This window comes from Dyella halodurans (assembly GCF_026283925.1).
In the GTDB taxonomy this organism is placed as follows: Bacteria; Pseudomonadota; Gammaproteobacteria; order Xanthomonadales; family Rhodanobacteraceae; genus Dyella; species Dyella halodurans.
Map to the genome: position 1 here is coordinate 1 of NZ_JAPDPF010000015.1, position 17,799 is coordinate 17,799.

Here is a 17,799-nt window from a genome sequence, read left to right on the forward strand (position 1 = left end):
TGCCGGGCGCTCTCCCCGCGCGCCTTGCCCACCATGATCGCGCCTCGCTCTTCGGCGCTCAGATGACTGTAGTTCTGACCCATGCATCACCTCGAAGGGGGTGTTGCACTTGATGTTAGAGACCGCCAAATACTCTCCTCGACATCAGCCCCAAACGTGGTCCGCTCATGGAAGGACAAGCATATGAGAATCAACTTGCTCGCACTTGGTGTGGCCACGGCAATAATGCTGAGTGCGTGTAGCTCCGCCGCCGACTCCGGCAAAGCCAGCTTCGTGCCTGCACCAACCCCCAGCAACGGTACGGTCACGTCATCGACTGACGCCAACAAGATCAACTTTGCGCAGGCGATAAACGCCAGTCTGGGTAAGGAGTGCGTTGAAGCTCGTGTCCCGGTCACCCCGTTTGGCGGCAACGGCCCCTTTCCCGTGTCGCTGAGTTTCGCGCTTCCCAATGACGCCGCTGACAAAGAACAGACGGAAAGGTGGAATCGGCACGTATCGGCTCCATTCGAGGCCCTCGTCAAGGTCGGCCTGCTTGCCAGGGAAGAGGTGCGCGTGAAGCAGCCTTTGGGCGGCATGGGGCCGGGTCGAAAATACTCACTAACAAACGCCGGTCGCGACGCACTTCTCCTTCCCAACTCCACGGTGTTCTGCGCTGGGCGGTATAAGGTAGGTGAGGTCGTTCAATTCACCGAACCAAGCAAAGTCATGGGTGCAACAGTTTCAGAGGTCGGTTTCACCTTTGCAGCTGTGGATGTACCCGCTTGGGCGAGCGACGATACCGTGCAGACAGCATTCCCCAACGTGGCACGTGCGCTACACGGTTCAGGGGAAGGCCAAGCAAGGCTTGTCCTCTCCGGGGGCCACTGGGAGGCTGAGCTGTCATTGTTCTGACTCTCTCCCTACGTGCCGCCATACGAAGTGGGCCTGCACAGCAGGCGGGCGTTCCAATCCGCGATCACTTTCGTCACGGTCCCCGTGGTGTTGGCCTGCTTCGTGGTTCGAGTGCGCCGAACCCTACAGACGATGTAATGAGCGTGGTTAATACCGGAATTTGGATGCTCCGCTCCCGACCCGGAGCGGACCCAGGCGCCACCAACGATGACGAACCGACACCTTTTCGTCATACACGCGCTGTCGCTAGCCTGCAGTCCCCAAGGAACCAACGCGGCGGTACCGTATGAGGACTGCTTCTGTGCGCCAGGTCACATTTTGGCCGCTTTCAAATGCACGGGGCTCTCCATGCACTAACATGCCGTACTGACGCACAATGCTTGCTTTCAGAGCTACCCGGTGTGAGGGCGCCGGTGCGGGAGCGATCTGCCAAGTGGGCAACTCACGGGGGGGGACAATGCTGCAGGGACCACGGGCCAAAGCCTGGCTGCGCCAGGTTGTCATAGCGGTGGTTTACGGCTTGGTGATGGCTCTACTGCGGCGAGCGGTCGTGCCGCATTGGGTGCTGTTGACCGGCGTGCATTTATGCGTGCTGCTGTTGATGCGCTATCGCGACTGGCCGGCCTTGATCGTCGGCGAGGCTGCCTCCCTGTTGCCGATGAGCGTGGATTGCGTAGAGCTATGGGGTTTGCCCTGGGCAATCACGAACGTCATTCCCGCCACCGCAATCATGGCGCCCGTGGTCTATTTGGCGCGGCAACGTTGGCGACTGTATCCCACGGCTCGGGGCCTCAATATGGGGGGGCTGCTAGGACTGTCACTTGCCGTGTCGTTGGTATTGACGGCCTATAACCTGATCACTCTTTCGATCACCAAATTGCCGCCTGGCTACGTCGTTCACTACGACAAACAGCTCGCACAGTGGATGCTCGGCAATTATCTGGGCGTCTTGACGGTGACGCCGACGGTATTGTTTGTCCGGCAGGTCTGGCCCAACTTTCACTGGCGTGAGTTCAGTGCTCGCATCGCGGAAAACCGCAATGTGATCGAGAGCGTATGCATGGTGCTGCCGGCATTGCTCCTGATGATCTGGTTGGGCTTGTCGGCGCCGCATTTGCGCCAGATCGCCCAGGTTGCCATGTTCCTCCCGGTGGTTTGGCTGTCAATGCGCCACGGCTGGGGAGGGACGGCGATCGGTGGGACAGCGTGCAGTTTCGCGGTGGTCGCCCTGATGCCGGCCCTTTACGATCACGATACGCTACAGGCGCAGGTCGTCATTGCCTTCGTGATCTCGTCGATGCTGCTGCTTGGCGCGCACATCAGCGTCCTAAACCAGCGTGCAGAGCAGGATCGTCTGGACGCGCGTAGCGCGCTGGCCCTGGCCCAGCGCAACGTGCAGGTGGGTGAGATGCACCTGCGCATTACCTCGATGGCGCTCGATCAAATTCGCGAGACGGTGCAGTCCGGATATCAGATCGTGGCCGGACGATTGCGTCACCCGCATCCTGTCACCGACGAACGCGCCTTCTTGCGCCAAGCGTCAATCGCACAGGATCAGCTCTACCGCTTGGCCGACACGCTCCATCCCCTGGCGTGGCGAGAACGTGGCTTATCCGCTGCTCTGCGTGAAGGTGCCATCGCCCGTGTCCTTGAAGAGGCCGGCGTGAAATTCCGGTGCGATATTAAAGGGGTACCAAGTAGCTTATCTGGGCACTTGCAACTGGCGATTCTTCGTGTTGTAGCCGAAGCTGTTGCGGATGCATGCCTGCGCAAGAATGCCAGCGACATCAATCTGCGCATCTGGTGCGGAGAGAAGTCAATACGCAGCGCTGTCGTCGTGGCGCTGACCTTCGTCGCGAACGAAGAACGACTGGCGGGCATCAAATGGGATGAGCTAATTCCGCGAATCACTCGCTCGGCAAGCGGCGCAGGATGGTCGGCGATAGAAGATCGCGCGACCACGTATGGTGGTCGCGCCAGAGAGAGAGTCATGTCGCATGGCCGGCGAATTTCGCTCCTCCTATTTGATGAAGCTGGCCCGGCGGTTGCGATGGTTGCCGGGCCGTAAGCCTTATTGAATGTGCGTGTTGCAAACAATCGGATCCGAGCACGTGGCTAGGGCACTGACCTGCATCGTCCCATCGCTCTGCGGCGTGGTCGTTACCTGCGTTGTGGCGTCCTGGTAGACCGTAGTGGGCGAGCTCACCGGAGTGGCAGTGGTGGCAACCGCGGCAGGCTGCTGCGGAGTGCGGACGAACTGGGCAAATCGGCCGATCGGCAACGTCAGAAACTGACCGTTTGCCATGCCTATGGCCGCAAGCACGTTGCCATTGAGGTCATTGATCTGGACATATTTCACGCCGCCCAGCACAAAAACATAGGCGTGGAAGTTGGGGCTCGAACTTACATCAGTAGCGTTTGGCCATGCCTGCCCGAGGCCGGTAGACGGCGGATCCGCGAACGCACTGCTCGACAGCCCCAAGACCAGGAGGCCGGCGCAAACGCGGCCCAATATCGTCTTCGACATAGTTATTCCCCTAATTGGACGGTGCCAGTTGGCACGGGAAATGTAGCATTGCGCCAGGGGGGCGGTTTGATGGAGACCCGATCAGATCGTGATAAGAGTGTGAGGCACGTCACGCTTGTCATTGACAAAAGTGACCAGGTGGGGACGCATCTAATCTGATCGGCGTCTTAGAGACGTCCCCATTGTGGGCATCGTGAAGGGGCGAAATCGGTCTCTGTAGACAACATGGGCCGGCAGGTCCGCTTCCGACCGATAGCTGTCCTTGGATTTTGACGACTGACCTCGTGTACAAGAAAAATCATCTGACACCGAGCCACAAGCACAGGTCACAATCTTTCTGGTTGCTCACTTGCCGATGTCGACCTTGTGCGTCTGAACGACCGTGTCGTTCGTGTGCAGCGGGCCCATCAGGCTCTCGATGTTCTGCTTGAACGGGGCCACATCTCCGGTCGTCATGAATCGCGTGATTCCTCTTGTCGTTGCAACGCTTTCGACAGCAGGGCCCCGAATCGCCGTGACCTTTCCCGACACAATGTCCGCCGGGTCCAGGAGCATCACCTCAGGTCCGAACACCTCGGCAATCGCCTGATCGAGCCAGGTGAAGTGCGTACAACCAAGCACGAGCAAATCAATCGGAGCAGAAAACGTCGCCAAAACCCTCCTGAGCGAGGACAGGACCTTTCCTCCCTGGGTAAAACCGGCCTCGACCAGGTCGACGAGCTCTGAGGCGGCGACCTCCTGCACGATGGCTGCAGGGAATGCCTCTCGTATGGCTTGGCCATATACGCCGGATCGAACCGTTGCCCCCGTGGCAATGACGCCGACGTTCCGCTTGCCCGTTTCCGCGACTGCGGAAGCGGTTGGCTGGATCATTTCGACGATAGGCGCTCGACTCCGTGGCCATCCGTGCTCCCGAGAGATAGCGCAAAGGGTATTGCTGCCCATCGCGATGCCGTCCACCCCCAGCTCATTCAGTCGATTCACATAACGCTGAAAGAAAACGGCGAGTTCAGAAGCGGGGCGAACGCCAAGCGGTGCGTTCGCCTGGTCTGCGAAGTAGACGATGTCCTCATGCGGCAAACGTGCGCGGACGCGTTGCAGGACAGAAAGGCCACCCAAGCCCGAATCAAGAATGCCCAGCAACGTGCGTCCCCTTTGGCACGAAATACCTTATGGGCACATTACAGGAGCAACAGCGCCGAGCCAACGACGGAAGTCACTGGCGATGGAAGCGCTGGATGGGTCATATTCCAATGACGCAGCCAAGGTCCGCCATTGACGTGCGGTTTCAGCCGGTCGTTGCAACACACTGAAGACTGCGCGAGCAGCGGTAGTGTTGCAACGACCGGCTGAAACCGCAACCCGAAGCGGACCTAATCAGTCGGTGGGAAGCTGCCCGTAGTTCGAATGGAAAAGGATCAGGTGGGCGAGTGGTAATTCTTCTTTCGATTGCTTTGATAGCTGCACAACAAGTTGCTGGCTCAAGCGGAAAAACGACCTCAGCGATTCAGTGCGGCGAGGCGAAGTTCACGCCGGAGACGATTATCTGTGAGCATCGCGATCTCCAAGACTTTGACGCATCGATCGCCGTCTCGTTTGAAGCATTGAAGAAGACCTATAATGGTGAGGACCTGGCGACCTTTCTGCAAGGTCAGCATTTCTGGTTGGTTGAGCGAAATGACTGCCGCAACGGACCTACGTCCGATCACTACGCCGATGGCGTTTACGGCTGCGTCCGCGAAAAGCTGCAAAGCCGCGATCAGGTGCTTCGAGCACTGGTGGCATCACCCGAGAAGCTCCAATCAACCTTGGCTGATTACAGCTTTGTTGAACCCCAGTATGTGCACAAGCACGGCGCCCTTCTTGTCGGAAAGCAGGTGCAGGTATTTGGATTCCTCGACCTTGCCGCATGCCAATCGCCGGAAACTGAGCTTCGCGATGGGGTTATCACCTTTAAGGGCGCGTCACTTCCCGCACGACTGAAGAGTTTGCCGGTTGAACAAGTCGCGTATGTCTGCAACAAGCACCCCGGTTCTTGGTGGTCTGGCACGATCAAGGCCGAAGAAGGGGGGCCTTACTTATATGTGACGGAACTTCTTGGCGTTGCCTTGCCATAGCTTGGGGATATCCGCTTCCGACTACGGGTTCAGCCGGTCGTTGCAACATTCCTGCCCGCGCAGTCTTCAGTGTGTTGTGTCGACCGGCTCACGTCGCCAATAAGTGCGACTACCGTCTCGATCGCCGTCTATTGCATATCATCACGTACTGCCCGACGCGCCAGTGCCGACACTGCGCGGTGGCGCGCAGGCTGCGACTTCATTCCGAACACCAGGCGTAGCGCAGCAAATCTCCGTACAGATCCCTCGTAGAGCACGAAGCATGCGCCCATGCTCAGGGAAAGGACGACGAAGTACTTTGTCCACGGCGTCCAGGGGTACTGGATGATGTAGTACCCGAGCATGACGATCACTGTCTGATGCAGGATGTAGACGGGATAGCTGGCCTCCCTCGCCCAGATGAGTAACGGGTTGGCGAAGGATAGGTGGCGATAGCCGTAGCCCAGAAACACCATCATCCAAAACCAGGTGAAGATATTGGCCCCGATGCCGTCGGCTGCCGACCCGTGGGCGATCACACCTACGTTGAACAGCAATATCAGGAGAGCGAACGACGCGATACCTGCGGCCAGCGACCACCGGCGATGGTCAGACAGCCATTTCCACACGCCCGGTATGGAAGCCATGACGTATCCATAGGCAGTCAGAAGCAGGTAGTGATTGAAGATGTACCAGTCGCTGACCAGGGTATGTGCCTCAGGAAACAGCGGCTTCAGCAACGCTTCGTTGAGGCCAAGGGGAACCCCCAGCGCATACAGCCAAACCCCTGGTGCCAGGGGCGGCGTGACTCGCCTCCACCAGAGCATGACGGGAAGCAGCACCAAGACGTACACGTAGAGATACAGGATGAACCACAGGTGATGCCAACTGAAATCGCCTGTCGGATAGGGTATGAACTGCAGTACCCGCTGGGCGTAGAAGGCCAGATAGCTACCAGACCATTGCCCGCGGAGTAGTCGTTCGTAGTAGATCTGCGGTGGCACGATGAGGAACATGCCAGCGATGAGCGGCAAGAGCAGCTTGATCGTGCGTTCCTTCAGGAATTTCCCTGTGCTACGTCGCTGCAGCGCAAACCACATGCCCGCTCCGGCAATGACGAACAGCAGCGGCATACGCAGGCGATGGGCGATATCCATCGGCCACTGCAGGGAGGGAATGGTCTGATTGTTGACGATATGCCAACCCCAACCGACGAAGATCATTCCTGTGTGGAAGAAGAACAACACAAAGATCGCGATGACTCGCAACCAGTCCAGGAAGTCATAGCGCTCTTTCAATGCATTGCCAGTAAGCATGGCCCAAGCCTCCCATCTCGACGATGAGAGGGAGGGTGGCCTACCAGGAACCCGTCGGCAGCAGATTTGGGGCGGATGGAGACGCCGGCGTGGCGAGACGGACGCTAACGGCCCATGCGGGCGAACAGCGCCTCGCGATACCGCCGGCTGAGCCGCAGCATGCGGCCGTTGTGCAGATGGAGGTCATAGTCGCCCTTGAAGAGGGGCGTGAGCGATGCGATGCAACCGAGGTTCACCGCCGTAGACCGATGTATCCGCATGAAGCGCTGCTCGCCCAGCTGGGACAGCAGGTCGTTCAGGGTCCTGCGTAAAAGATAGGAGCGCTTGGCCGTGTGCACATGGACGTAGTTGTCGTCTGCCTCAAGCCATTCGACGGATGCCGCTTCGATGAGTTCCAGCCGTTCTCCATTCGGCACGAGCAGGCGCTCGCAGCCAGGGTCCTGTGCCCGCCCGATCGCCACCGCAGTGGCGCCGGTTTCATCGTCCTGCAGCCGTTCCCGGACGCGCTGCACCGTGCGCTCCAATCGGTCCCGGTCATAGGGCTTGAGCAGGTAGTCGACCGCATTGAGGTCAAACGCCTCCACCGCATGCGCATCGTAGGCGGTGACGAAGACGATCAGCGGCGCGCTCGATGGGTCAAGTTGCGCGGCCACCTGGAGTCCGGACAGCGTCGGCATCTGGACATCGAGAAAGGCCACGTCCGGCCGACATTGTTCGATGCACTGTGCCGCAGACAAGCCATCCTCGGCCGAGCCGACCACCTCGATGTCCGCGTGCTCCGCCAGCCAGCGGGCGAGCTTTTCGCGAGCCGGCATTTCATCGTCGGCGATCATCACGCGAATCATGGAGCGGCAGCCGTCAGCGGTATCAGGATGCGAGCGGCCACGCCGTTGTCTTCGTCGTGGACCCGCAGCGAAGCCGAGTCGCCGTAGATGATGCGGAGTCGATCCTGGCAGTTGCGCAGTCCCACTCCGCCATGGTGCTCGGGCGCAAGCAGGGAACCTGAGTTGTGCACGCCGATCTCCAACGATACATTTTCACGTCGTGCGCTGACGGTGATGCGTACGCGCGCCACCGTGCGCTCGACACCATGCTTGAACGCATTTTCAAGCAGGGGCTGCAGCACCAGTGCCGGAACGCGGACGTCGAGAAGCGTCTGATCAATCTGCCAGTTCAGGGTGACTCGATCGTGGAACCGCTCGCTCATGATGTCCGCATACAGCTGAAGCGTGCGGATTTCTTCCGCCAGCGGCGTCATCTCGTGCTCGCTAGACCGAAGACTGATACGCAGCAGATCTCCGAGCGCCGCCACCAGCCGGTCAGCACGTGCCACGTCGGTATGCATCAAGGCAGAGACCGTATTTAGTGCATTGAACAGGAAATGCGGCCGTAGCTGACCCTGAAGCTGTGCAAGCTGCGCTTCGGCCAGCGCTTTCTGCGTCTGCAACAAGCGCCGCCGTTGGAGCTGCCACTGCCCATAGGAATCGACACCAAACAGTATCCCGAGCCACAGTCCCGTGAAAATGGTGAGCTTGACGCTCTCATACACAAGGACGAAACCCCAGCCCGGGTGCTCGTAAGTACGGCCCACGGCGACATAGACACCATTCCGTATTGCGTAAACCAGCGTTGGCCACGTAATGACGACCAGTGGCAGCCATCGCAGATAACAACCAAACCAGAGCAAGGGCCTGTCCAGATACGGCGCATAGCGCCCGCGGACCCGAACAGCCAACAGCAGCCATGCGGTCGCGACCAGTGCCGAGCTTCCCTCCCACAGCACGGGTTCCCACCAGCGGATGAGCGGATTACGCAGCGTGTCCTGCAGTGCGACGCTGATCATCATCAGCCAGAATGCCGCCCACAGCACGGCCAACGTTTTGGGGGCAAACGTCGCACTGTGGTTCGTGGGGTCGGCTGTCAGGTGCGATGGCTCGGTCATGGTGGCCGAGTGTAGCCGCCCCCACGGCGGCAGGCGCTGTCTATGGGGCAAGCGGGACATGGGAGGGGTAGAGCGGTCGCAGGGGCAGGTTTGACATGTCCAGGCGTCAAGCTGACGACGGTCCGGCCGCGCTTGGCTCAGCGTCTCCGCTGGAGACGGCGTGGTGGTTTGGACATAATCTTGCCCAAGCTTCTGTAGGCCATTTCGCGTAGCCGCTCCAAACGTTGGAGGTTCGCATCATGACGCTGAAGAGGACGGCCCGTATCGCGGGTCTGTGGTATCTGGGCTTCACCCTGGGGCCGTTCTACCTGCTTTATGTCCCGTCGCAGACGGTCGTGCGCAATGACGCTGCGGCTACCGCGGCCCGGGTCCTCGGCCACGAGACGCTGTTTCGCTGGGGCATGCTCGCCGAGACGCTGGGCGCTTTCATATTCGTCGGACTGGGCTTGGCGCTGTATCGCCTATTTGTAGGTGTGGATCGCCACCGCGCGCGACAACTGGTGGCCCTGGTACTCGTTTCGTCTTCCCTCGGCCTGCTGACGGTGCTGTTCAATGCGGCCGCGCTGCTCGTCTTTCGTGGTGGCGAACCCTTCGCCGCTTTCGACGACCCCATGCGCACGGCTGTCGGGATGCTGCTGATCCGGATGCACGGGCAAGCGAATGGCATCAACCAGATGTTCTGGGGACTGTGGTTGTTGCCGTTTGGATCGCTGGTGGTGAGCTCAGGCTTCTTGCCGCGTTGGCTCGGATACTGGCTCTTGCTTGACGGTGTCGCCTGGGTGGCCTTGAGCGTGGCCTGGTTCCTCGCTCCGGACTACCAGGACCATCTGTTCCTCTACCTCCAGCCGGTATTCCTGGCCGAGCTGGCCGCCATGCTCTGGCTCCTGATCATGGGCGCGAGGGAAGGGCGGCCGCTTGCCGCAGCGGAAGCAAGAGGGCCTGTATGAGCATTGACGAACAAATCAAAGCCTATTTCGCCGCTCAGCCCGAACCCAAGCGCAGCGATATGGAGGAGTTGCACCGCATCATTCTGGAAGTGATGCCGAAGTGCAGATTGTGGTTCCTGGATGGCAAAGACGATTCAGGTAAAACCGTTTCCAACCCTAACGTCGGATACGGAACCCAGACGATCAAGTACGCCAACGGCAATACCAGGGAGTTCTACCAGGTTGGCATCAGTGCAAACACCATCGGCATTTCCGTCTACATTCTTGGTATCGAAGACAGGAAGTACTTGGCGCAGGCGTACGGCAAGGACCTCGGCAAGGCAAAGATCACCGGGTATTGCATCAAGTTCAAAGCGCTGAGCGATATAAGGATAGAGACGCTCAAGGCAGCCATACGATATGGCGTTGATCAGACAGCCATCTAGCATGGCCGCCAGAAAAATCACTGCGAGTGCGAAAGAGGTGCGAAAGCGGGGTCAGACTGCGTTTTTTCGAAATGACTGCACTTTGACCCCGGCTTTTGACGCCCCGCATATCTCCAAAACCGAGGCCAGTCAGTCGAGAAACTCCACCTTGCCGCCAACCAGGTGATACATCGAACCAACGATCTTGATCTTGCCGTCCTTCTCTAGCCCGGCCAGCACATCGCTACGTTGACGGATCTCGTTGATGGTGTTGCGCACATTTGTCGCCGCGACCGCATCCACGAATGCATCGTTCTTGCCGCTACGATCGCCGCTGAATTGTGTGGCATCGATGGCCGGCTTGATCTTGTCGAGCAGGGCCGTAAGGTGCCCAAGTTTGGCGCCGTCGATGGCACCTTTCACCGCGCCGCAGGCGGTGTGACCCATCACCAGCACGACCTTGGCACCGGCCACCGCGCAGGCGAACTCCATGCTGCCCAGCAAATCATCGTTGGCGATATTGCCGGCGACACGGCCATTGAAGGCGTCGCCGATGCCCGTGTCGAGAATGATTTCGGCCGCCGCGCGCGAATCGATGCAGCTAAGGATCACGGCGGCAGGGAATTGACCGCCTGCACTGATGCGTTTCTGCTTGAGATAATCGTGCTCCTGCATCTTGCCGGTGCGGAAGCGCTCGTTACCTTCCTTCAGCATCGCAATGACCTGGTCAGGAGTCATCGCATCACGCTGTTCCTTGGTAAGCGTGGCCGCTTCGGCGAGCCCCGGCACCATCCACTGCAAGCCTCCAATGGCACTTACCGCGGCAAAGCCCAGCGCTGACTTGAGGAGCGTTCGACGTTGACCATCGGTTTCAACAGACCCACAGCAAACGTCAGGAAGCTTGTCCATTGGAAGGCCCCAACAAGGTAGTGACACAAATAGATCCTGCTGGCGATGAAACCAGCGTGAAAGCCTGCGTCTACGGTCTCTTAGGTCTGCATGTGTGACCGATGATGCAAGCCCGAAACATCTTTTGAACAGGGCATACGCCGCGAGCTTCATCGCCGCGCTCGTACTCGTCTCATTCCTACAGAAGGCGATCAACGACGGTGAAAATTTGGGGAAGCCCAGGTACGAGCAGCGCTTCTATCCCTATCCACTTGAAGGCCATGGCATGGACAGTCACCTGTTGCGAAACCGGGATCAGAGTGCAGTTATTTCAGAAGAGTGCACTCTCCCCCGATTCTGTCTTCTACTTTCTGGCGGCGTGGGCTGATCTTCCACTGGGGGGCAATATCAGGGTCTCTGTAGTTAGGTGTTCACCGCGGCCGGCCAAACGTTGCCATGGGTCATAGCACAAGGCCAAGATCACGAAAAAGCTGGTATGCGCGAAGGCGAAATAGATTTGCCCGATGCCCGATAGAATGCGGCCTCCGGCAATACCTTCGCCCAGGAGTGGGAATACAACCAAAGCGTTGGCCGCGTACACGGCAACGGCATAGGCGAAGCCTTTGGTCCAGGGTTTCCAAGGGACAAGGCGTTCGCCGTAGGCATAGGCCCAGGCCATCAACATGCCGATGAAGATATGAAATCCCATCATGAAGGCATGGGAATCAGGTCCTGGAAGGCCGGCAGCCATCCACGCATGTGCCAAACCAGTACGGTCGAGCAGGGGGCCTATCCATGGGCGGATGAGCCGCAGCAGGACGCCGTTTCCGGTGTCCAAACCCCATCGCGCGGCAAGGTCCAGTAGCGCCGTATTGATCGTGATGGCTACGATGCCCGCAAGCAACCACGCCTGAGTGCTGATCGGATGTTTCAACTTCGTTTTGCCGCTGGTTTCAGTCATGCGTTGATTTCCTGCGCTTGATGTCGGTCCGCAACGCTCACGAGCGGCCAACGATGGTCAGGAGCCTGATCCGCGCTCCTTCTATTCCGGGTCACGCCCATGGCGTGTCCCCTAAAGGACGACCAAGTTCCTGCCTATATTCGTCGCGGGAAGAAAAAGGCCCCGTTAATGGGGACGGAGGTAGTTGAGTTCGGGGTAATCAAGTTCACTCAACTACCTTCGTCCCGGACTTCGGTCTGGTTACAGCAGTTTGTTCGGTTTGCTATTCGAAACCGAGTTCGTCCAGCGACGCCTTGCAGGCGAGTTCCGCCTGTTCGCTGAGGAAGTAGAGCGCGGCGAACATGCCCTCGGTGACTTCGTTGTCCAGGGGCCAGTTGCCGGGCTCCATCTCGTGGCATTTCGATTGGATGATGCGGAAGGTCTCGCTATTGACCAGGATGCGCGTCACCGCCTGGATGCCCATGCACAAGCCAGCGATCCGTGCGGCGCGGAACTTGTCGCCGTCCTTGGCGCGCGCAAACGTCCAGAACGGACGACAAAGTGGATTGGTGGGACGGGGAACGGCGTTTGGCGCGGAAGGACCTGCGGCTGCCGTATGATCGACCGTAGCCATGATCAACTCCTCATAAGTTGGTTGTGGTCAGCGGGTCGTCTGGGTGGCCACCCTTTCGGCCCGCGCTATTTCACTTGCGATGAAGCAAAGCGTCGGCGGACAGATTGGATGCCTCGCGGCCGCCGACACGCGGACCTTCGCATGCGGCGTGGGCCGTGTCCGTCCGGAGAAGTCCCGTGCATGGCTTGGGAGACACTGCGTTTTGCGTGGTGCAGAAGCTGGCTTTCGTGTGGGGTTTAGCTGTTGTTGGCGTCGACGATCTACGGGGTCACCGCATCGCCCTCCTGTTGCATCAGGAGCGGGTTGGCCGCGGTGCCATGCGCAACGTCCAATGAACCCAATGACGCCACGTGCGCACTACTATGAGCGTCCCAAATGCATGTCCGTTTGACCTATTTGTTAGGACTTATTTTGCATCGCTTGTTGCCGGACTGCGAAGATCTCTCTCGCGTACCATTCGCGAGGCATGTCGTCGTCGCGCCTAATCCAATCGTGCGAAGACATCAAGGCCTCCGCCGCTGTGATGTGCGCCAGCGCCAGATCGGGTCGATGAAACCCGCCAAGCAGGCTTTTGGCGCATAAGAGCAACATGAGAGGATTGGAGCGGTCGATGGCCAGCGCTCTCTCGTGAAGCAAAAGGCCACGCTCCTCGTTACCAGCTCTCCCCTCAACATCTGCCAAAAGTTGCCACACGTACGCGAGCTGCTCTGATTCACACTTTCCGTCGATCTTTACAATCAGGGCCTCAAGGTTGGCGCGAGCGAGTTCAAAGTTGCCTGCCACTGCGGCCGCCATAGCCGCTAAATACTCCGGAAACTCTGAGAGACGGATTGACATGAGTCCTCACTACCTGACGAGCGAACGAGTACATCCGATTGAATCCTTAGGCGCAAACAGATACTACTGCTGATGCACTTCAGCTCCGCCGCCTTTCATTGATGCTGAAAGCAGGGGCCGAGGCCCACTCTCCCTACCAGCTTTCATGGGAAGTCCACTCTGACCCCGGTTTTCTTCCTTCCCTCGTCCTTTCAAAGTCCGGAGTCGACCTTTAGGCTCGCTTCGCCACGTCAACCTTGCCCATTTGCATGCGCCAGAATGTCTTGAGCAGCCACAAGCACGTAACCAGGCCTGGACCGCAATTCTTTCACTTGTTCGCTATGAGGACTGGACAGCTGGTGCAGCATTCCTAAAGTGGAAAGAAGCTGCAGTGCACCCTCGACTTTGGTCAGTACATCGGTCGCCAGACCAAGAGCGCAAATGCCTAGCCCTGCCATTCCTAGAGCATTTTGGGCCAGAGATGAGCGCTTGCTCGTAGCGATTTCCAATTCGGCCTTTACTTCTTCAGATTGGTCACGGAGCTCTGCAACATAGTCCGCCTCAGTGCTACCGACATTGCTGCCGATAGGATGGGACCCTAGATTCCTACCCAAAAATTCCCTCAGCCTTGGCAACGCCCTGCCGGCCTCTTTACGTAATTCAAGAGTCTGTTCGATAGTTAGGCCTCGGACCCAAGGCAAGGCTCCAGCGCGCTGAGCATCCAGCGCTCGAAGTCCATCGACGCCCACAAGGCGCTTCTCCGCTTTCAGGACTGCGGCCATTCCAACGAGCGAGTTGGAGAAGACGGCTCCGCCCAACTTCTCGGCGCTGTACATGTCTACTAACGACGAGCGAACGCAGTCTTCGACCACCATTTGAACGAGTTCGGCGTCCCCCTTGGTGGTGAAGGAGTCAGGCACTGGCGCATAGACACTGGGATTGTATAGAGGCCCTGTGTCGACGAATGCCTCACCGTCAGCATGTCGCTTCACCGAGAATTTGTTGCCAAAAGTTTCGATTAGTTGATCGGCTATCGAGGAGCATTCCGTCTGAAAACCCGCAAAACACGAGCTACAAAAAGCAAACATCCCCGGCCTGAATTTAAGGATGCCTGCTTCAATAAGAGGCGTCATTCGCTGGAGAATGAAAATGTCCCCAAGCAATTTGTTCAGAACCTGATTGGTGGTGCGGCCCGTTCGCATGATCTGGCCGGAAAATGCGTCTTGCATGGTTACCTGGTCGGCGAGCAGCGCGATGCTGCGAGCGATCTGGTCCGCGTAGCCGATCCTGCAACGGAAGTTTGAGCAGGAGCCATCTCCGCTGAACAGATCGAGCCCGCCATTCATGGTCACCATGAAGCCTGCCGGCTGCAGTTTGACCTCCCGAGGCGAATTTTCGGCTTGGTCTTGAAGGTCGCGCCACATTCCACGGAGCTTCCTCCGGGCATTGACCGGATCACCGAACGAAAACTTCTCGTTGAGCAGTAACGCAATGTGAGGAGGAACACCCGGAGACGGCTCGATCATCGACTTATTAACCCTCTTGACCTAGTGCCTGGTCATTGCGGATACATTAGTGGCCGCAGTCTCTCTTTCCCAGCCTAGGTTGGGTCTCGTGGCCTGTGCAAAATGGGACTTCGTTGCAAGAGCTCATTGAGCTGGGTCGTTGGGCCAGTTGCGAGATGGGCTTGCGATATGCACACCTAGTGGCAGACCACCAGTGGCGGGAGGCGTGTAGGATCGGCGACACTTTGGCGTCACCAACAAAAAATCCGCCCTAGGGCGGATTCTTGTAAGGCTTTGAATTCGTGGTGGCCGGGGACGGAATCGAACCGCCGACACGGGGATTTTCAATCCCCTGCTCTACCAACTGAGCTACCCGGCCACGGGTACTGCGTGAGCCGCGTATTAAATCGGATGCCGGCCCGCGCGTCAAGACTCTGAGTCGGGGGCGACGTAACCTTCGGGCTGTTTCACGTCGCCGCCGAACAGGAATTTCTCCATTTCGGCGCTCAGGAACTGGCGCGACTTGGGATCGAGCGGGTTGAGGCGGTATTCGTTGAGCAGCATGGTCTGGTGGGCCAGCCATTGCTGCCAGGCCTGTTTGGAAATCTCGGCGTAGATGCGCTGGCCGAGCGGGCCGGGCCAGGGGGCGAAATCCAGGCCTTCGGCATCGAGACCCAGTTTGGCGCAGTGAACGATACGACTCATGTGGTGCCACTCATCAGGTGTTGTTTTAAAGGTCGAGCAACAGGCTGCGCACGGGGGCAGGCAGGCCTAGGGCGGCGCGTTCGCCGGCATCGCACCAGCGCAGGGCGGGATTATCGGCGATCGCGCGGTGGGCTGCTGCCGCGTCGAACAATAGCGGCTCGACTTGCAGGCGGTAATGGCTGAATACATGCACGAAAGGCGGCAGGGCCTGCGCGTCATCGATGCGCGCGAAGGATTGCGCTGCGCGCCAGGCGCCATCGTGGTCGCTGGCCTCGGGCAGGCTCCACAGTCCCGACCACACGCCTTGCGGGCCGCGTCGCTCCAGCAGCACGCGACCCTTCGCGTCGCGCAGGATCAGCATCACCGTGTCGCGGGTGGGTATGGCCTTGGTTGGTTTGGAGCTGGGCAATTGCGCGGTCAGTCCGTCGCGCTTCGCCACGCAGCTGTCGGCGAACGGGCAGCTATCGCATTGCGGACGCGAACGCGCGCACAGGCTTGCGCCGAGATCCATGATCGCTTGCGTGTAGTCGGCCGTGCGCTCTGCCGGTGTCAGTGCATCGGCGTGTTGCCACAGCACTTTCTCCACCGCACTTTGGCCTGGATGGCCGTGGATGCCGAGGTAGCGCGTCAGCACGCGCTTTACGTTTCCATCGAGTATCGGGAAGCGCAGTCCATGGGCTTGCGCCAGGATCGCACCGGCGGTGGAGCGGCCGATGCCGGGCAGGGCGGCGAGCGCGTCGAATTCACGCGGCAGTTCGCCGCCATGTTGCTCGACGCAGATCTGCGCGGCGCGCTGCAGGAAGCGGGCGCGGCGGTAGTAGCCCAGACCGGACCACAACGCCAGCACCGTGTCTTCGTCGGCGGCAGCCAGGTCGCGCAAGCTGGGCAGCGCGGTGACAAAACGCTGGAAGTACGGGATGACTGTGACCACCTGGGTCTGCTGCAGCATCACCTCGGACAGCCACACGCGATAAGCATCGCGCGGATGCTGCCATGGCAAATCCTTGCGGCCATGGCGATCGAACCAGGCCAGCAGCGCGGAGGCAAACGGATTCATGGCGAGGTGCTGACGGGGTCGGGCTTGGCCGGTACGGGCTTGGCGGGTGCAGCTTTTGCCGGTGCGGCCTTGCTCGGTGCGGGAGCGGCGGCGCTGGCCGCGCTGGCCGGCACATCGGAGTTGGCCTGGATGGTCAGGCCTTCGATGGTGATATTGCCGGTTTCGATCCTGGCGATCTGGGCCTGCCCACTGCCGGGCGGCACGGCCAGGGTCGGACCGTCGTCATGGTCGAGCTGCGCCCACCAGTCGGCCAGTGCCAGCGGCGGCAGGCGCAAATCGGCGTGGTTGTCCGGGCCGTCGAGCTTGAGCGCCAGCATCAGCGAGGTGTTTTCATTGGCCGGGATCAGTTCGATCGCGGTGACGTATTGACCGCTGTCGGCATGATCGAGCTTGCCCGCCAGCAGCGCCGATGCGTCGGCACCGCCGCGCCAGCGCGCTTCACCGGCGAGCTGCAAGGTCAGCGTGGTGCTGTGCGAGAGGCGCAGCGAGATATTGTCCAACTGCAGTGCGCCACCCTTGATGCTGGGCGTCAGCGACAGGCGCAGCTGGGTGGGTATACCTTGCGCATCCTTGGCTGAAATCGTGAGCGGGAAGGGCTGGTTGGCCGCGAGCTGGCCAGTTTCAAGCTCCACCTCGCCGAGCAGCAGTTCGTTGCCGCGCACCAGGCTGCCGCGCGTGATGCGTACGCCGGCGTCGATGCGCGGAATCTGCGTGGGCGCGCTGGCCGGGCCGGTGGGCAGACGACCCAGCCAGGATTGCAGGGCGTCGAGGTCGACGCGCGGCGAATCGATGGCCATCTGAGAAATCACGGTTTCACGGCCGAGCAAGGTCCGCCAGGTCAGCGCCAGCGTGCCGCGGGCGGCCAGCAGGATCGGCATGCTCGCGCCCTGGGCACTGAGCGTGATGCCCTGTAATTCGAGTGCGGGGCGTGGAAACAGCGCAGGTGTGGCCGGGCTGGCCAGGTTGAGTTCCAGGCCGGCAGCGCGTGCCTGGGTCTGCAACACGGCCGTGATGCGTTCGGGTTGCAGCAGCAGGTGCACGGCGGTGAGCGCCACCGCGACCAGCAGCAGCGTGGCGCTGCTGGTGATCAGCAAGGTCAGGCGCAGCCAGCGCGGCACCGGCGGCGGT

At 59.8% G+C, this 17,799-nt stretch carries 18 protein-coding genes and 1 tRNA gene; 5 read left to right on the top strand and 14 right to left on the bottom strand.

Annotation, left to right across the window (positions count from 1 at the left end):
• Positions 1-183 precede the first annotated feature (183 nt).
• Together OUZ49_RS20145 and OUZ49_RS20150 are read left to right on the top strand one after the other, a co-directional pair.
• Complete coding sequence (locus OUZ49_RS20145) at positions 184-894, top strand: hypothetical protein (protein ID WP_266152411.1); 711 nt, start codon at positions 184-186, stop codon at positions 892-894.
• Positions 895-1,351: 457 nt separating this feature from the next.
• Positions 1,352-2,962, top strand: coding sequence for an MASE1 domain-containing protein (locus OUZ49_RS20150; protein WP_266152412.1), 1,611 nt, complete (start codon positions 1,352-1,354; stop codon positions 2,960-2,962).
• Positions 2,963-2,965: 3 nt separating this feature from the next.
• On the opposite strand, the gene OUZ49_RS20155 is transcribed toward OUZ49_RS20150, so the two are convergent.
• Both OUZ49_RS20155 and murI read right to left on the bottom strand, forming a co-directional pair.
• A complete protein-coding gene (locus OUZ49_RS20155; protein ID WP_266152413.1) occupies positions 2,966-3,421 on the bottom strand; it encodes a hypothetical protein in 456 nt (151 codons plus the stop codon).
• A gap of 345 nt (positions 3,422-3,766) precedes the next feature.
• Positions 3,767-4,564, bottom strand: coding sequence for a glutamate racemase (murI, locus tag OUZ49_RS20160; protein ID WP_266152414.1), 798 nt, complete (start codon positions 4,562-4,564; stop codon positions 3,767-3,769).
• A gap of 287 nt (positions 4,565-4,851) precedes the next feature.
• On the opposite strand from murI, the gene OUZ49_RS20165 reads away from it, so the two are divergent.
• Complete coding sequence (locus OUZ49_RS20165) at positions 4,852-5,538, top strand: lysozyme inhibitor LprI family protein (RefSeq protein ID WP_266152415.1); 687 nt, start codon at positions 4,852-4,854, stop codon at positions 5,536-5,538.
• A gap of 128 nt (positions 5,539-5,666) precedes the next feature.
• Here the strand turns inward: OUZ49_RS20165 and OUZ49_RS20170 are convergent, their stop codons facing one another.
• The 3 genes from OUZ49_RS20170 to OUZ49_RS20180 form a co-directional block, all read right to left on the bottom strand.
• Positions 5,667-6,833: an acyltransferase family protein gene (locus OUZ49_RS20170; RefSeq protein ID WP_266152416.1), complete on the bottom strand. Its 1,167-nt coding sequence runs from the start codon at positions 6,831-6,833 to the stop codon at positions 5,667-5,669.
• A 104-nt stretch (positions 6,834-6,937) separates the two neighbouring features.
• Entirely contained in the window at positions 6,938-7,666 is a 729-nt protein-coding gene (locus OUZ49_RS20175; protein ID WP_266152417.1) for a LytR/AlgR family response regulator transcription factor, read from the bottom strand.
• A gap of 8 nt (positions 7,667-7,674) precedes the next feature.
• Entirely contained in the window at positions 7,675-8,775 is a 1,101-nt protein-coding gene (locus OUZ49_RS20180) for a sensor histidine kinase (protein ID WP_266152418.1), read from the bottom strand.
• A 239-nt stretch (positions 8,776-9,014) separates the two neighbouring features.
• Here OUZ49_RS20180 and OUZ49_RS20185 point away from each other — a divergent pair, with 239 nt between their 5' ends.
• Together OUZ49_RS20185 and OUZ49_RS20190 are read left to right on the top strand one after the other, a co-directional pair.
• Positions 9,015-9,722 (top strand): DUF4386 domain-containing protein, encoded by a 708-nt coding sequence (locus OUZ49_RS20185; RefSeq protein ID WP_266152419.1) that lies wholly within the window; start codon positions 9,015-9,017, stop codon positions 9,720-9,722.
• On the top strand, positions 9,719-10,147 hold the full coding sequence (locus OUZ49_RS20190; RefSeq protein WP_266152420.1) for a DUF1801 domain-containing protein: 429 nt from the start codon (positions 9,719-9,721) through the stop codon (positions 10,145-10,147). Before OUZ49_RS20185 ends, OUZ49_RS20190 begins: the two co-directional genes overlap by 4 nt.
• A gap of 129 nt (positions 10,148-10,276) precedes the next feature.
• Here the strand turns inward: OUZ49_RS20190 and OUZ49_RS20195 are convergent, their stop codons facing one another.
• The 9 genes from OUZ49_RS20195 to OUZ49_RS20235 all read right to left on the bottom strand — a co-directional run bounded on the left by OUZ49_RS20195 (position 10,277) and on the right by OUZ49_RS20235 (position 17,789).
• On the bottom strand, positions 10,277-11,188 hold the full coding sequence (locus OUZ49_RS20195; protein ID WP_266152421.1) for a carbonic anhydrase: 912 nt from the start codon (positions 11,186-11,188) through the stop codon (positions 10,277-10,279).
• Between the two features lie 190 nt (positions 11,189-11,378).
• Positions 11,379-11,975 (bottom strand): hypothetical protein, encoded by a 597-nt coding sequence (locus OUZ49_RS20200; protein WP_266152422.1) that lies wholly within the window; start codon positions 11,973-11,975, stop codon positions 11,379-11,381.
• Between the two features lie 262 nt (positions 11,976-12,237).
• On the bottom strand, positions 12,238-12,588 hold the full coding sequence (locus OUZ49_RS20205) for a hypothetical protein (protein WP_266152423.1): 351 nt from the start codon (positions 12,586-12,588) through the stop codon (positions 12,238-12,240).
• Positions 12,589-12,987: 399 nt separating this feature from the next.
• Positions 12,988-13,425 (bottom strand): hypothetical protein, encoded by a 438-nt coding sequence (locus OUZ49_RS20210; protein WP_266152424.1) that lies wholly within the window; start codon positions 13,423-13,425, stop codon positions 12,988-12,990.
• A 230-nt stretch (positions 13,426-13,655) separates the two neighbouring features.
• A complete protein-coding gene (locus tag OUZ49_RS20215) occupies positions 13,656-14,930 on the bottom strand; it encodes a hypothetical protein (RefSeq protein ID WP_266152425.1) in 1,275 nt (424 codons plus the stop codon).
• A gap of 282 nt (positions 14,931-15,212) precedes the next feature.
• Positions 15,213-15,288: transfer RNA gene (locus OUZ49_RS20220), tRNA-Phe, on the bottom strand.
• Positions 15,289-15,335: 47 nt separating this feature from the next.
• Positions 15,336-15,614, bottom strand: coding sequence for an oxidative damage protection protein (locus OUZ49_RS20225; RefSeq protein WP_266152426.1), 279 nt, complete (start codon positions 15,612-15,614; stop codon positions 15,336-15,338).
• A 25-nt stretch (positions 15,615-15,639) separates the two neighbouring features.
• Positions 15,640-16,671, bottom strand: a complete 1,032-nt coding sequence (mutY, locus tag OUZ49_RS20230) for an A/G-specific adenine glycosylase (protein ID WP_266152427.1) — start codon at positions 16,669-16,671, stop codon at positions 15,640-15,642.
• A complete protein-coding gene (locus OUZ49_RS20235; protein ID WP_266152428.1) occupies positions 16,668-17,789 on the bottom strand; it encodes an AsmA family protein in 1,122 nt (373 codons plus the stop codon). Before OUZ49_RS20235 ends, mutY begins: the two co-directional genes overlap by 4 nt.
• Positions 17,790-17,799: the final 10 nt, after the last annotated feature.

Excerpts from the sequence above, each read along its gene's own strand:
- OUZ49_RS20205 (WP_266152423.1), bottom strand. The coding sequence starts at position 12,588 with ATGGCTACGGTCGATCATACGGCAGCCGCAGGTCCTTCCGCGCCAAAC.
- OUZ49_RS20215 (WP_266152425.1), bottom strand. The coding sequence starts at position 14,930 with ATGATCGAGCCGTCTCCGGGTGTTCCTCCTCACATTGCGTTACTGCTC.
- OUZ49_RS20170 (WP_266152416.1), bottom strand. The coding sequence starts at position 6,833 with ATGCTTACTGGCAATGCATTGAAAGAGCGCTATGACTTCCTGGACTGG.
- OUZ49_RS20150 (WP_266152412.1), top strand. The coding sequence starts at position 1,352 with ATGCTGCAGGGACCACGGGCCAAAGCCTGGCTGCGCCAGGTTGTCATA.
- OUZ49_RS20180 (WP_266152418.1), bottom strand. The coding sequence starts at position 8,775 with ATGACCGAGCCATCGCACCTGACAGCCGACCCCACGAACCACAGTGCG.
- OUZ49_RS20155 (WP_266152413.1), bottom strand. The coding sequence starts at position 3,421 with ATGTCGAAGACGATATTGGGCCGCGTTTGCGCCGGCCTCCTGGTCTTG.
- OUZ49_RS20145 (WP_266152411.1), top strand. The coding sequence starts at position 184 with ATGAGAATCAACTTGCTCGCACTTGGTGTGGCCACGGCAATAATGCTG.
- OUZ49_RS20175 (WP_266152417.1), bottom strand. The coding sequence starts at position 7,666 with ATGATCGCCGACGATGAAATGCCGGCTCGCGAAAAGCTCGCCCGCTGG.
- OUZ49_RS20200 (WP_266152422.1), bottom strand. The coding sequence starts at position 11,975 with ATGACTGAAACCAGCGGCAAAACGAAGTTGAAACATCCGATCAGCACT.
- OUZ49_RS20185 (WP_266152419.1), top strand. The coding sequence starts at position 9,015 with ATGACGCTGAAGAGGACGGCCCGTATCGCGGGTCTGTGGTATCTGGGC.
- OUZ49_RS20225 (WP_266152426.1), bottom strand. The coding sequence starts at position 15,614 with ATGAGTCGTATCGTTCACTGCGCCAAACTGGGTCTCGATGCCGAAGGC.
- OUZ49_RS20210 (WP_266152424.1), bottom strand. The coding sequence starts at position 13,425 with ATGTCAATCCGTCTCTCAGAGTTTCCGGAGTATTTAGCGGCTATGGCG.
- OUZ49_RS20195 (WP_266152421.1), bottom strand. The coding sequence starts at position 11,188 with ATGAAGCTCGCGGCGTATGCCCTGTTCAAAAGATGTTTCGGGCTTGCA.
- mutY (WP_266152427.1), bottom strand. The coding sequence starts at position 16,671 with ATGAATCCGTTTGCCTCCGCGCTGCTGGCCTGGTTCGATCGCCATGGC.
- OUZ49_RS20190 (WP_266152420.1), top strand. The coding sequence starts at position 9,719 with ATGAGCATTGACGAACAAATCAAAGCCTATTTCGCCGCTCAGCCCGAA.